We start from the raw sequence: 13,130 nt of genomic DNA on the forward strand, positions 1-13,130 counted from the left end.
AAGGGGGACGCGCTCGGCCTGCTTTATCCAGAAACAAAGACATCAGATACCGGGAGCAACACCTTGTCTTACACCAACCCATCGTCTTCCGCGACGCGTCTGCCGGCGCGTCCGCGTCTGTGCTGCCTCGTTGCCGCGCTTGCGGCGGCTGGCACGCTGCCCACCCTCGCATTCGCGCAGGAAGCCACGCTACCCGCGGTGACGGTGCGCGCCGACGCCGGCACCGATGCGCTGCCGCCCGCCTATGCCGGCGGCCAGGTCGCGCGCGGTGCCCGCATCGGGGTGCTGGGCAACCAGGACTTCATGGACGTGCCGTTCAGCATCACGTCGTACACGGCGGAGCAGATGCAGAACCAGCAGGCCCGCACCGTGGGCCAGGTGCTGGCCGACGATCCCGCCATTCGCGTGAGCTCGGGCTTCGGCAACTTCTCGGAAACGTTCATCGTGCGCGGTTTCACGTTGACTTCCGATGACATCAGCTACAACGGCCTCTACGGCATTGCGCCGCGCCAGCTGGCCTCGACCGAAGGCCTGGAGCGCGTGGAAGTGTTCCGTGGCGCCAATGCATTCCTGAACGGCGTGTCGCCGGGCGGCAGCAGCGTGGGCGGCTCGATCAACCTCGTGCCGAAGTACGCGACGGCCGCGCCGATCACGCAAGGCACGATCGACTACACGAGCGACGGCCAGGCCGGTGCCCATATCGACGTGGGCCGCCGTTTCGGCGAGAAGAAGGAATTCGGCGTGCGCGTCAACGCGATGGCGCGCGGCGGCGATACGGCGATCGACAACGAAAGCCGTCAGCAGCGCCTGTTCACGCTGGGCATGGATTACCAGGGCGACAAGTTCCGCGTGAACGCGGACTTCGGCTACCAGAAGCAGCGCATCTATCAGGGCCGCAGCACCATCACGCTGAACGGCACGGCGCTGCCGCCGGTGCCCAACGCTTCCACCAACTTCGCGCAGCCGTGGACCAATTCCTCGCTCGAGGATATCTACGGCACGATTCGCGCCGAGTACGACATCGCGAAGAACTGGACCGCGTACGCCGCGTTCGGCGCGCACCAGACCAACGAGTTCGGCTCGTACAGCGGCGCCACGGTGGGCAACACGGGCTTCGGTACCGCGACCCGCCTGACCGTGCCGTTCGAACAGACCACCTACAGCGGCGAGTTCGGCGTGCGCGGCAGGTTCGTCACGGGTCCGGTCAGTCATACGGTCAACGCGAGCTGGTCGGGCCTGGAGCAACGCCGGGGCACGGCGTTCCAGAGCTCCCCCAGCTTCGCGACCAACCTCTACAACGCGCCGACGGTCGCCTATCCGGCCGCGCCCACCACGGGCAACATGAACGATCCGTTCACCACGCAACGGGTCAACCTCAACGGCGTCTCGGTGTCCGATACGCTGGGCTTCCTGAACGACCGCGTGCTGCTGACGGCCGGCGTGCGCCAGCAGGTGATCAACGTGCGCGGCTACGCGACGGCGACCGGTTCGCAGACCACGGCGTACAGCGAGTCGGCCACGTCGCCGATGTTCGGCCTCGTGGTCAAGCCGCTGCAGAACCTGTCCGTGTACTACAACTACATCCAAGGCCTTGCGCAGGGTCCGACCGCCGGCAACACCGCGGTCAACCGTGGCGAAGTGTTCCCGCCGGCCAAGTCGAAGCAGCACGAGGCGGGCGTGAAGTACGATGCGGGCAGCTTCGGCACGACGCTGGCCTTCTTCCAGATCGAGCAGCCGATCGGCACCACGTCCACGGCGACCAACGTGTTCGGCCTGCAGGACCTGCGTAACCGCGGCGTGGAATGGAGCATCTTCGGCGAACCGCTGCGCGGCCTGCGGCTGCTGGGCGGGGTGTCGGTCATCGATTCGGAATACCAGAACACCGGCAATCCGGCGACCGAAGGGAAGAAGGGCGTGGGCGTGCCGAACTACACGGCCACGGCGAGCGCGGAATACGATCTGCCGTTCCTGCAGGGTTCGACCGTGACGGGCCGCTTTATCCAGACGGGCCGCCAGAACGCGAATCCGCAGAACACGATCTCGCTGCCGTCGTGGCACCGCATCGACCTTGGCGCGCGTTATACGTTCAAGGCGTCGCAGGTCCGTTACACGGTGCGCGCGTTCGTCGAGAATGTCGCGAACAAGGACTACTGGGCCGCTGTCTCCACGTCGAACAACGTGCTGACGATCGGCAATCCACGGACGTTCAAGGTATCGATGACCGTCGATTACTGATCGGCCCAGACGTAATCGTCGCGAAACGGCGGGCGCCGCGATCAGTCGATCTTCGCGCCGGACTGCTTGATGGTCTGGCCCCAGCGCTTCTGCTCGCTGAGGATCGTCGCGGTAAACGCCTCCGGTCCCTGCCACGCCGGCTCTGCGCCTTGCTGCTCGAACTTGGCCTTGGTATCGGGGTCGGCCAGCACCGTGCGCAGCGCCCCCGACAGCTTGTCCACGATGTCCTTCGGCGTGCCGGCCGGCGCGAGCACGCCGTAGAAGCCGACGACCTCGAAGCCCTTGAGCCCCGCCTCTTCCATGGTCGGGACGTCCGGCAGCGCGGGCGAGCGCGCGTGCGAGGTCACGGCCAGCGCGCGGACCTTGCCGGACTTGATGAACTGCGTGAACAGCGGAATGGAGTCGGCCATCATCTGCGCCTGCCCGCCCATGACGTCCGTCAGCGCGGGCGCGCTGCCCTTGTACGGGATATGCACGATGAACGTGCCCGACGCCTGTTTGAACATCTCGGGCATCAGATGCGAAATGCCGCCATTGCCGCCCGACGCAAAGTTCAGCTTGCCCGGATTGGCCTTCGCGTACGCGATGAACTCCTTGAGGTTCTTCGCCGGAACGTTGTTGTTGACCACCATGACCAGCGGAATCAGCGCGGTACGGGCCACCGGCGCGAAGTCCTTCGGCATGCCGTACGGCAGCTTGGGGTACAGCGAGTTGTTGATCGACATCTGCCCGGTGTTCGCGATCAGCAGCGTGTAGCCATCCGCGGGCGACTTGGCAACGTTGTCCGAACCGATATTGCCGGCAGCGCCGGCCTTGTAGTCGAGCACGACGGTCTGGCCGAGAATCGGCTGAAGCTTCTCCGCGAGGATGCGCGCGTGGGTATCGACGGGGCCGCCGGGCGGAAAGCCCACGACCATGCGGATGGGCTTGTCGGGGTAGGCGGCCTGCGCCGTGGCGGGCAGGAACGTACCCAGCACCGCGAGCGTGCCGAGGGCGAGCGCGGGCAGGGTAGCGAAAAGCTGGCGGCGGATCGTGCGATGGCGGCGATGGGAAGGCTGGCTGGCGCGGGAAGGCGTCATGGTGTGTGCTCCTCTGAGTGTCGTCTCGCTCTGCGGCGAGGGTTGCGGGTATTGTGACGTTTTTATGACAACATGGCGAGCGTCGAACGCAGGGACCGGGGCTGGAGTACTCTTGCAGCTTGCTCCTTGCCAACATCGCCTACACCGGTTCCGCATGCCCAACGCACCTACCTCGCTCTCCGATTCGCTATCCGATACGCCGCTGATCCCGCGCGTCGAACTGTTCGGCAATCCCGTGCGCGCCGGCGCGCGTATCAGTCCCGATGGCCGCTATCTGTCATGGAGCGCGCCCGATGGGGGCGTCATGAACCTGTGGGTCGCGCCGCGCGACAATCCCGCGCAGGCAAAGGTCCTGACGCGGGACCGCCTGCGCGGCGTCTATACGAGCTGGTGGTCGTACGACGGCGCGCACCTGCTCTATGTGCAGGACGTCGGCGGCGACGAGAACTACCACGTCTACGCGATCTCGCCCGAAGGCGGCAATCCGCGCGATCTCACGCCGTTCGAGGGCGTGCGTGCGTCGGTGGCGGCGCTGAGCCACAAGCCCGCGCTGCGCGGCAAGGCGCTGCTGAGCGTGAACCAGCGCGACCCGCGCTACCACGACCTGTATCTGGCGGACATCGCCACGGGCGAACTCACCCTCGTGCAGGAGAATCCCGGTTACGCGGGCTTTCTGACCGATGACGATTTCCGCGTGCTGCTCGCGGTGGAAACGCTGGACGACGGCGGCGCGCGCTATCTGAAACCCCGCGCGACCGCCGACGCAACCGCCGACGCGACCCCCGGGGGCCAGGGCTGGCAGCCGTGGCTGTCGGTCTCGCCCGACGATGCGCGCACCACGCATGCCTCGCATGTCGATGTCACCGGCCGCACGCTCTATGTCTACGACAGCCGCGGCCGCGACACCGCGGCGCTCGTCTCGATTCCGCTCGCGGCCGAGTCCGGGGACACGGCCGTGCCGACCGTGATCGCCGAAGACGCGCGCGCCGATATCGGCGGCGCGCTGCTCGATGCATTCACTTACGAGCCGCTCGCCTACAGCCTCGAGCACGAGCGCCGCGAACTGGTCGTGCTCGCGGAAAGCCTGCGCGCCGACGTGGCGTTGCTCGATGGCAGGCTCGGTGGCGTGGATGGGGAGTGGGGCCTGGTCAGCCGCAGCGAGGACGACCGCTACTGGATCGTCGGCGCGGCATCGGATCGCGTGCCGGGCGCCGCATGGCTGTTCGACAGGCAGACGCGCGCGCTGGAGCGGCTTTACGTCACGCGCCCCACGCTGCTCGATCATTCTCTCGCGCGCATGCAGTCCACGACGATCCGTTCGCGCGATGGCCTCGACCTCGTGACCTACGTGACCATCCCTGTTCATGCCGATGCGAGTCTCGCCGAGGGCGGCAAGCCGCTGACGAGCCGTGTCCCCGTGCCGACCGTGCTGCTCGTGCACGGCGGCCCCTGGGCGCGCGATTCGTTCGGCTTCAACCCGCTGCACCAGTGGCTCGCCAATCGCGGCTATGCGGTGCTCTCGGTCAACTTCCGCGGCTCCACGGGGTTCGGCAAGCGCTTCCTCAGCGCGTCCGACCTCGAGTGGGGCGCGAAGATGGACGATGATCTCTGCGATGCCGTCGACTGGGCGGTCGCGCAGGGTATTGCCGATCCGGCGCGGGTGGCCGTCATGGGCTGGAGCTACGGCGGCTACGCCACGCTATGGGCGATGACGCATCATGCCGAGCGCTACGCGTGCGGCGTGGACGTGGTCGGTCCATCGAATCTGGAGACGCTGCTGGCCAGCATTCCGCCGTATTGGGAGAGCTTCCGTTCGACGCTGTACCGCGCCGTGGGCAACCCCGACACGGAGGCGGGCAAGGCGCTGCTGAAGGAGCGCTCGCCGCTGACCCATGCCGCGCGCATTGCCAAGCCGCTGCTGATCGGGCAGGGCGCCAACGACCCGCGCGTCAAGGAGGCCGAATCCACGCAGATGATCGATGCCATGCGCGCCAAGGGCATTCCGTTCACCTACGTGGTGTTCCCCGACGAGGGGCACGGCTTCCTGCGTCCCGCCAATTCGATCCGCTTCAATACGATCATCGAGACCTTCCTCGCCACGCATCTCGGCGGCCGATTCGAGCCCTCGCATCCGGCCGAGATCGAGGGGAATACCGCGGTGGTCGAGGCTGTCGAGCGTTATTGATCTGCGCTATGCGGGCGCGCGCACCTTGTACTGTGCCGCGGCCGCCAGCGCATCCTCGACGAACGGCAGCGTCATGGGATTGCCGATCTCCTTGTGGAATGCGATCCAGAGTTCGAGCGCCGGCACGTCCTTGCCCGATATCCTGCGGAACGCCACGCCCGGCACAGGCTGCGCGGCGGCCGAGGCGGGAATCACGGCAATGGCGATGCCCGCCGTGACGAGCGCCATCATCGCGTGATAGCGCGCGCCGTCGTGGATGCGCAGCGGTACCACGTTGTGCTCCGCCAGCCAGCCGAGCATCAGGTCGTGCGCATACTGGCCGTGCCGCCGTTCGAGCGTGGCCAGGCTCTCGCCATGCAGGTCGCGCACGCCCACGCTGCGCTGCGTGGCGAGCCGATGCCCCTCGGGCACGGCCAGCACATGGGTCTCGCGCATCAGCCGGCGTGCCTGTAGCCGCGCATCGGTGATGGGCGGACGCAGGATCGCCACGTCGAGCTCGTTGCGCAGCAATGCCTCAAGCATCGCCTCCGAACTGACCTCCCGCAGCGAATAGAGCGCGCCCGGCATGCGCGCGGTAAAGCGCCGCAGCATATTCGGCACGAGCGCGATGGCGGAGATCGCGGTCAGGCCGATCGCCAGATGGCCGACGTCGTCGCCACGTCCGGCCTGCACGACCAGTTGCCGCGTGCGGTGCTCGATATCGAACAGCTTCTCGGCCTGCGCGCGCAGCACCGCGCCGGCGGGCGTCAGCCGCACGCTGCGCTTGGTGCGCTCGAACAGCGGCGTGCCGAGCTGCGCCTCCAGCTGCTTGATCTGCAGGCTCAGCGGCGGCTGCGTCATGTTCAGGCGGCGCGCCGCGCGGGTAAAGCTCAGTTCGTCGGCCAGCACCAGAAACGAGGTGAGGACGCGGAATTCCAGCGGACTGTACATATACAGGGCCTGTATAAATCCAATACAAAAGTAATATTGGAAATATAATCCAGCCGTCGCGAGAATGTCTCCACCGGCCGCCCCCCATGAGCCGCTCAGATAACGAAGAGAGACATGACCATCCAGCACCCCCTCGATACCCGCCTGCCGGCGATGCTGCGCGGCGGTAGCCCGTTGCGCGGAATCTTCAGCGCGCTCCCCAGCCCCGCGATCGTCGAGATGTGCGGCTATGCCGGCTTCGACTTCGTGATCATCGACAACGAACACGGCGCGGCCGGGCTAGAGACTACCGAGCACATGCTACGCGCCGCGCGGGCCAGCGGCATCGTGCCCGTGGTGCGCTGCTTCGTGGAGAACATTGCGCGCATCCTCGACATGGGAGCGAGTGCCGTGCAGATTCCGATGGTGGAAACTGCGGACGACGCTCGCGAACTCGTGCAGCGCGTGCGGTATCCGGGCATCGGCCGGCGCGGCAGCGCGTTCAGCGGCCGCGCGGCCGGCTACGGCGCGTTTCCCGGTGCCGCGCATACCGAGCGCAGCAACGAGGGCATCGCGCTGATCGCCATGATCGAGTCGCCCGAGGGTGTCGCCAATGCCGAGGCCATCGCGGCCGTCGAGGGCATCGATGCGGTATTCGTCGGGCCGAACGATCTGTCCCACGCGATGGGGTTCGGCAGCGACTGGAAGCGCCCCGAGGTAGCCGCCGCCATCGAGCAGGCGCTGCGCGCGGTCGATCGGGCTGGCAAGTGCCCGGGCGTGCTTGCGCTGACCGCCGATGACGAACAGCACTATCGCGCGATGGGTGCGCGCTATTTCGCGACCGTGGCCACGAGCCTGATCACGGCGGCGTTTCGCCAGGCCGCCACGGCCGGACGCGCGGGAGGCAGCCTCTCGTACTAGCGCGACCCCGCACACCCCAAAAAGACAACATCAGGAGACGACAGTGAAGACACTCAGCAGCATCCTCGCGATCGCGGGGCTGGCCGCGGGCATGGCATGCCATGCGGCCGACCAGTGGCCATCGAAACCCATCAAGTATGTGGTCCCATTCTCGCCGGGCGGCGTTTCGGATGCCACCGCGCGCATCGTCGCGGAAGGCCTGTCGCAGCGACTGGGCCAGCCCGTGGTCATCGACAACAAGCCCGGCGTGTCGGGCATTCTCGGCACGCAGGCCGTCGCGCGCGCGGAGCCGGATGGCTACACGATCATGGGCGGCACGATCACGACGCATGCGGTCAATCCGTTCTTCTACAAGAAGCTTGGCTACGACCCGGTCAAGGACTTCGTGCCCGTGAACCTCGTCGGTACCGTCAGCAACGTGCTGGTCGTGGCCAACGACAGCAAGTACCAGTCCGTCGAGCAGATCGTGGCCGCGCTCAAGGCCAAGCCGGGCGGCCTCACGTTCGGCACGGCGGGGCCGGGCAGTTCGCAGCAGCTGTCGGGTCAGCTGTTCCAGAGCATTACCGGCACGCAGCTGCAGCAGATCTCGTACAAGGGCGGCGCGGCCGCGATGACGGACCTGATCGGCGGCCAGATCGACCTCGTGTTCGAGACCGTGGCGGCCGCCAAGCCGATGCTCGACGGCAAGCGCGTGCGCGCGCTGGGCGTGACGTCGACGCACGTGCTGCCGAGCCTGCCCGATGTGCGGCCGCTTGCGGAGCAGGGCATCAAGGGCTTCGAGATGCAGTCGTGGCAGGGCATTTTCGCGCCGGCGGGCACGCCGCGGCCGATCGTCGACAAGCTGGGCAAGGAAATTGCCGCGGTGGTGGCCTCGCCGGCCGTGCAGCAGCGGCTGCGCACGCTGGGCGTGGAGCCCGAGGGCAAGACGACCGATGCGTTCGCGGCGTTCCAGCGCGCGGAGGTCACGAAATGGGGCAAGGTGATTCAGGCGGCCGGCGTGGTCCCGGAATAAGCGGCTGACACGGCGGGCCTGCACCATTGCGGGGCCCCCGTTTGCTCGTTTGCGCGGGCGTTTGTCGAGGGTCCGGGGCGGCGATACACTGGGGGCAGATTCTGCCCATTCCCCTGCCCAGGAGCGATGCATGTCTGTCCGCCTCGCGATCTTCGACTTCGACGGCACGCTTGCCGATACGTACCCGCTGTTCTCCGAGGTGCTGAACGGCCTTGCGCGCAAGCACGGCTTCCGCGAGGTATCCGAGGGCGAGCGCCCGGGCCTGCGCCGGCTCAGCGCGCAGGAAGTGTTGCGCGAACTGCAGCTGCCGTTGTGGAAGGTGCCCGCGGTCATGGCGGATTACCGCGCGATCATGCAGTCGCGCATCGGCGAGGTCCGGCTCTTTCCCGGTATCGAGGAGGTCCTGCACCAGATGCTCGACGCGCGGGTGGCCGTCGCCGTCACCACGTCGAATTCCGCGGACAACGTGCAGTCGGTGCTCGGCGCCCAGTTGATGGCGCGCTTCCTCGCGGTCGAGTGCGGCGCCGCGCTGTTCGGCAAGGCCCATCGCCTCAAACGCGTGGTCAAGACCACGCAGGTGGACCGGGACCAGATCATCTATATCGGCGACGAGATCCGCGATGCCGTCGCGGCAGCGCGCGCGGGCGTATCGTTCGGCGCCGTGGCATGGGGCTATACCGACCTCGATGCGCTGCTGACGTCCAGCCCGCGCAAGGTATTCCGCCGCTCGGCGGATATGCTGGCCCTGTCTGCCGTGACCTCGGGCCAAAAATAAGCGAGCCACGCGGGGGTGTCCGAAAACGCGACGGTAAACGTCGTCGAAGAATTCGCGCCAAGCAGCAATGATATTGCCTGATCTCCTCAGCGATGAAAGGCAACATCATGAAAGCAGTCGTCTACGACAAGGCAGGGCTCTCCATCGACGATCCGCGCGCGTTGTACGACGCCGAATTGCCCCGGCTGGAGCCGGGCGCGCGCGATCTGCTGGTCAGGATCGACGCAATCGCGGTCAACCCCGTGGACAGCAAGCTTCGGCTCGGCGTGCAGCCCCCGGGCCCGCGCGTGCTGGGCTGGGACGCCGTGGGCATCGTCGAGGCCGTCGGCGCCGAGGTCGAGTGGTTCAAGGTCGGCGACGCGGTGTGGTACGCCGGCGATATCACGCGGCAGGGCAGCTACGCGGAATACGGGCTCGTGGACGAACGGATTGCCGGCCACGCGCCCAGGACGCTGTCCGCCGCGGACGCGGCGGCACTGCCGCTGACCGGCATCACCGCATGGGAATTGCTGTTCGATCGCCTGCGCATTCCCGAAGGCGGCGGGCAGGGGCAGAGCCTGCTGATCATCGGCGCCAGCGGCGGCGTGGGCTCCATCCTCGTGCAGCTGGCGCGCAAGCTCACGGGCCTGACGGTGATCGGCACCGCATCGCGTCCGGAAACCCAGCAATGGGTGCGCGAACGCGGCGCGCACCACGTGATCGACCACAGCGTTGCGCTGCAGCCGCAGCTCGCGGCAGCCGGCATCGCCCAGGTGGACCACGTCATCAGCCTGACGCATACGGACAGCTACTACACCCAGATCGTCGAACTCCTCAAGCCGCAGGGCCAGCTGGCGCTGATCGACGATCCCGCGACGCTGGACGCCATGCCGCTCAAGCGCAAATCCATTTCGCTGCACTGGGAGTTCATGTTCACGCGATCGATGTATCGTGCCGCGGATCTGGCCGAACAGCACAGGCTCCTGGAACGCGTTGCCGCGCTGATCGACGAAGGCGTGCTGACCACGACCGTCGGCCTGCATTTCGGCGAGATGACCGCGGCCAATCTGCGCCTCGCGCATGCGGCGCTCGAAGCGAACAAGACCGTGGGCAAGATCGTGCTCGAGCGAGGGTAGGCCACTGCGGACAGGCGAACCCCGTCGTTGTGCTGTCACAACATCCCCCCTGATGGGGCCTGCGGGGCGATCGGGGTGCTGCTACGCTGGCGTCGCACAAAAAAACGTCAGCAGAATAACAAGACATGACAGCACCTATGGCAAGCCGCGCACCACGATGCCGGTGGTTCACGGTCGGCGCGGCCGTCGCGCTTATCGTCACAACGCTGGCCGGCTGCGCGCCGGCAACGGTCAAGCAGACCAATCGCGCCACCGACTACACGGGCACGCCCAAACGGCTCTTCGTGATTGCCGGCAAGGGCATGGGGTGGGGTCCCGAGTTCAGCGATGCGTTCCAGCAGAAGTTCAGCGAGATCGGCAGCCAGTGCGGCATCGTCACCACGTTCGAGGAGGTGAGCGGGCTCGAGCTCGATCTGGAGCGGACGATCGCGAACCGCGCGACGCAGTTCAACGCCGATACGGTCCTGTTTATCGCGCAGGGCGGCGGCGTGGTCATGATGCCCGCGGGCAATCGCGTCTCTATCCATTACAGCGCCACGCTTCGCGATATCGCGCAGCGGCGCGCGGTCTGGCGCGGCGGCTTCGAGTTCGGCCGTGGTGGCACCGTGATTACGCTGGCCGAACGTGGCGCCGTGTTTGCGATCGACCTGTCGAACAGCCTCAAGGACGACGCGTTGATGCAAGGCGCGGACTGCCGGAGCGTTCCGCTGGGACGCGGGGAGCGGCTCGAGCAGGCGACTGGTGACGCGCCGTCCGCTACACCCGCGGCGACATCGTCGCCTGTCGTGCACCGTCCGCGACCGGTTCCCGCGACAGCACCGCCCGCACCGCCCGCACCGGCCACGGCGCCGACGGTCTCGCTCCAGGAACTTGGCGGGCTGCTCCCGCAAGCGGCCGCCAACCGCGAACGCAAGGCGGAGCTGGCAAGGCTGCAGGCCCTGACCCATGGCGCGGCGGCGACGGATGGGGCCGTCAGCTACGCCGAACGCATTCGCCGTCACGTGTTGCCCAACGTACGGGCCGATGGCCCGCTCGAGGGCAACCCCGTCGCCGTCGTGCAACTGGAACTCGCGCCCGATGGCACGCTGCGTGCCGCGACGCTCGCGAAGGCCAGCGGCAGCACCGCATGGGATACCGCGGTGCTGCGCGCGGTGCAGCGCTCGGCGCCATTCCCGCCCGCCGATAACGGCAGCGTCCCGCCCAAGCTCTCGTTGTCGTTCCGGCCGCAATGACCCGCCGACGCCTGATCGCAAGCGCCGCGCCGGTTGCATTTGCATTTGCCCTCGCACCTGTTGCCGCCATCGCGCAGATACAGACGCAGGCCGGACCCTTGCCACCCGAGACGCTGCGTGCCTTCGTCGATACGGTCGGCACACTGGGCCGCTCGTACGTCAAGCCGGTATCGGCGGAAGAACTGCTGCAGGCCGCCATCCGCGGCATGGTGCGCGAGATCGATCCCGAGGGCGGCGATGTGCTCATCCCCTCGGAGATGGAAGCCACGCCGTCCGCGACCAACACCATCGGTGGCGTGGGACTGGAGATGGTCGCGCGCGACGGCGTCGTCATGGTGGTGGCGCCGCTGCCGGGAAGCCCCGCGCAGGCCGCGGGCATCCACCCGAAGGACGTGCTCGTGTCCATCGACAGCGTCGCGGTGGGCACCCGTACCGCATGGGCCGTCAAGGCGCTGCGCGGCCCGCTCGGCAGCACGGTGGAGGTCGGTATCCGGTCGATCGGCGTGGAAGGCGTCCGCACGCTGCGCATCGAACGCGGCCGCATTCAGCCACGTAGTGCGGAGGTATCCATCGCGGGTGACGACGTCGCAGTGCTACGCGTGCCGGCTTTTTCGGGCAATACCACCGCAACGATCGCCACGGCGCTGTCGGCGCAGTGGCAACGCCGTCCGTTCCGCGCGATGGTCATCGACCTGCGCCACAACGCCGGCGGCCTGCTCGAAGCCTCGGTGGGCGTCGCCTCGCTGTTCCTGCCACCCAACGCGATGGTCGCGGAAACGGAAGGCCGCCTGGCGAGCGTCAACAACGTCTATCTGGCCGACGTGACGCGCTATGGCGGCACGGGTCCGATCCCGGATCTTCCCGCCGCGTTCCGCGAGATGCCGATCGTCGTGCTCGTCGACGAGGGCACTGCCTCCGGCGCGGAGATCCTGGCCAGCGCGCTGCGCGACAACCGCCGCGCCCGCATCGTCGGCCACACGACCTTCGGCCGCGCGTCCATCCAGACCATCCAGCGCGTCGGCCCCGACCTCGCGATCAGGTTCACGGCGGCGCAGTGGTACCCGCCATCGAGGCGAAATGTGGACAAGGTGGGCGTGTCACCCGATGTGGTGACGCGGGGGAAGGACGAGAAATCGGAGATGGATGCGGCCGTGGCGGAAGCCCGGCGAATGCTCGTCGCGAAATAATGCAAATCGGGGGACGCGCGCCTCCCGGCTCGGCGGTACTGGCACGCCAGCACACGCCTGCGCGTCCCCCGTCAGACTGATTCAGGCAGACCTGGCTACCCGATCACTGGCACTGGCTGATCGCGCCCGATGCCGTGGTATCGCTGCCGCGGAAGCCAATCCACGATCCCGGGCCGTTCGCCGACTTGCGGACGATCGCGGCCGAGCCATTCGGCGGCTGCTGGCCCGGCACGTACACGTCGAACGCCTGATCGTTGGCGAGCATGTACTGCATCATGACAGTCTGGTTGCTGCTGTTGGCCCACTGTTGTCCGATGCATTGCGCAGCGGCCTTGGGCGCGAGCTTGCTTTCACCGACGGCGGTGGTCGCCGACGTCGGCGGCGGGGTGTAGGGTGAGGCGGCGCAGCCTGCGAGCGCTGCCACGGCGATGGCGAAGATGAATGGCGTCTTCATGTTCTTTCCTCCATATCGGATCGCGG

11 protein-coding genes are annotated in these 13,130 nt (G+C 67.4%); 8 read left to right on the top strand and 3 right to left on the bottom strand.

Annotated elements, in window-relative coordinates; genetic code table 11:
* The first annotated feature begins 63 nt into the window (after positions 1–63).
* Positions 64–2,235 carry a TonB-dependent receptor gene (locus FOB72_RS05825; protein ID WP_223851429.1) on the top strand — a complete coding sequence of 724 codons (2,172 nt, stop codon included), beginning with the start codon at positions 64–66 and terminating at the stop codon, positions 2,233–2,235.
* 41 nt (positions 2,236–2,276) lie between these two features.
* Here FOB72_RS05825 and FOB72_RS05830 read toward each other — a convergent pair whose 3' ends face one another.
* Complete coding sequence (locus FOB72_RS05830) at positions 2,277–3,314, bottom strand: Bug family tripartite tricarboxylate transporter substrate binding protein (protein ID WP_223851430.1); 1,038 nt, start codon at positions 3,312–3,314, stop codon at positions 2,277–2,279.
* Positions 3,315–3,468: 154 nt separating this feature from the next.
* Here FOB72_RS05830 and FOB72_RS05835 point away from each other — a divergent pair, with 154 nt between their 5' ends.
* Positions 3,469–5,499 carry a S9 family peptidase gene (locus FOB72_RS05835; RefSeq protein WP_150371670.1) on the top strand — a complete coding sequence of 677 codons (2,031 nt, stop codon included), beginning with the start codon at positions 3,469–3,471 and terminating at the stop codon, positions 5,497–5,499.
* A 6-nt stretch (positions 5,500–5,505) separates the two neighbouring features.
* Here the strand turns inward: FOB72_RS05835 and FOB72_RS05840 are convergent, their stop codons facing one another.
* Complete coding sequence (locus FOB72_RS05840) at positions 5,506–6,429, bottom strand: LysR substrate-binding domain-containing protein (RefSeq protein ID WP_150371671.1); 924 nt, start codon at positions 6,427–6,429, stop codon at positions 5,506–5,508.
* Between the two features lie 114 nt (positions 6,430–6,543).
* On the opposite strand from FOB72_RS05840, the gene FOB72_RS05845 reads away from it, so the two are divergent.
* From FOB72_RS05845 to FOB72_RS05870, 6 genes are all read left to right on the top strand, one after another.
* On the top strand, positions 6,544–7,329 hold the full coding sequence (locus FOB72_RS05845; protein WP_150371672.1) for an HpcH/HpaI aldolase family protein: 786 nt from the start codon (positions 6,544–6,546) through the stop codon (positions 7,327–7,329).
* A gap of 43 nt (positions 7,330–7,372) precedes the next feature.
* Complete coding sequence (locus FOB72_RS05850) at positions 7,373–8,341, top strand: Bug family tripartite tricarboxylate transporter substrate binding protein (RefSeq protein WP_223851431.1); 969 nt, start codon at positions 7,373–7,375, stop codon at positions 8,339–8,341.
* Positions 8,342–8,471: 130 nt separating this feature from the next.
* Positions 8,472–9,116 (top strand): HAD hydrolase-like protein, encoded by a 645-nt coding sequence (locus FOB72_RS05855; RefSeq protein WP_150371673.1) that lies wholly within the window; start codon positions 8,472–8,474, stop codon positions 9,114–9,116.
* Between the two features lie 107 nt (positions 9,117–9,223).
* Entirely contained in the window at positions 9,224–10,231 is a 1,008-nt protein-coding gene (locus tag FOB72_RS05860) for a zinc-binding alcohol dehydrogenase family protein (RefSeq protein ID WP_150371674.1), read from the top strand.
* A gap of 125 nt (positions 10,232–10,356) precedes the next feature.
* Entirely contained in the window at positions 10,357–11,463 is a 1,107-nt protein-coding gene (locus FOB72_RS05865; RefSeq protein WP_150371675.1) for an energy transducer TonB, read from the top strand.
* Positions 11,460–12,650 carry a S41 family peptidase gene (locus FOB72_RS05870; protein WP_150371676.1) on the top strand — a complete coding sequence of 397 codons (1,191 nt, stop codon included), beginning with the start codon at positions 11,460–11,462 and terminating at the stop codon, positions 12,648–12,650. Before FOB72_RS05865 ends, FOB72_RS05870 begins: the two co-directional genes overlap by 4 nt.
* A gap of 103 nt (positions 12,651–12,753) precedes the next feature.
* On the opposite strand, the gene FOB72_RS05875 is transcribed toward FOB72_RS05870, so the two are convergent.
* Positions 12,754–13,104, bottom strand: coding sequence for a hypothetical protein (locus tag FOB72_RS05875; protein WP_150371677.1), 351 nt, complete (start codon positions 13,102–13,104; stop codon positions 12,754–12,756).
* Between the last annotated feature and the right edge of the window lie 26 nt (positions 13,105–13,130).

The organism is Cupriavidus pauculus, from assembly GCF_008693385.1.
Classification (GTDB): Bacteria; Pseudomonadota; Gammaproteobacteria; order Burkholderiales; family Burkholderiaceae; genus Cupriavidus; species Cupriavidus pauculus_D.

Excerpts from the sequence above, each read along its gene's own strand:
- FOB72_RS05830 (WP_223851430.1), bottom strand. The coding sequence starts at position 3,314 with ATGACGCCTTCCCGCGCCAGCCAGCCTTCCCATCGCCGCCATCGCACG.
- FOB72_RS05835 (WP_150371670.1), top strand. The coding sequence starts at position 3,469 with ATGCCCAACGCACCTACCTCGCTCTCCGATTCGCTATCCGATACGCCG.
- FOB72_RS05840 (WP_150371671.1), bottom strand. The coding sequence starts at position 6,429 with ATGTACAGTCCGCTGGAATTCCGCGTCCTCACCTCGTTTCTGGTGCTG.
- FOB72_RS05845 (WP_150371672.1), top strand. The coding sequence starts at position 6,544 with ATGACCATCCAGCACCCCCTCGATACCCGCCTGCCGGCGATGCTGCGC.
- FOB72_RS05855 (WP_150371673.1), top strand. The coding sequence starts at position 8,472 with ATGTCTGTCCGCCTCGCGATCTTCGACTTCGACGGCACGCTTGCCGAT.
- FOB72_RS05860 (WP_150371674.1), top strand. The coding sequence starts at position 9,224 with ATGAAAGCAGTCGTCTACGACAAGGCAGGGCTCTCCATCGACGATCCG.
- FOB72_RS05865 (WP_150371675.1), top strand. The coding sequence starts at position 10,357 with ATGACAGCACCTATGGCAAGCCGCGCACCACGATGCCGGTGGTTCACG.
- FOB72_RS05870 (WP_150371676.1), top strand. The coding sequence starts at position 11,460 with ATGACCCGCCGACGCCTGATCGCAAGCGCCGCGCCGGTTGCATTTGCA.
- FOB72_RS05875 (WP_150371677.1), bottom strand. The coding sequence starts at position 13,104 with ATGAAGACGCCATTCATCTTCGCCATCGCCGTGGCAGCGCTCGCAGGC.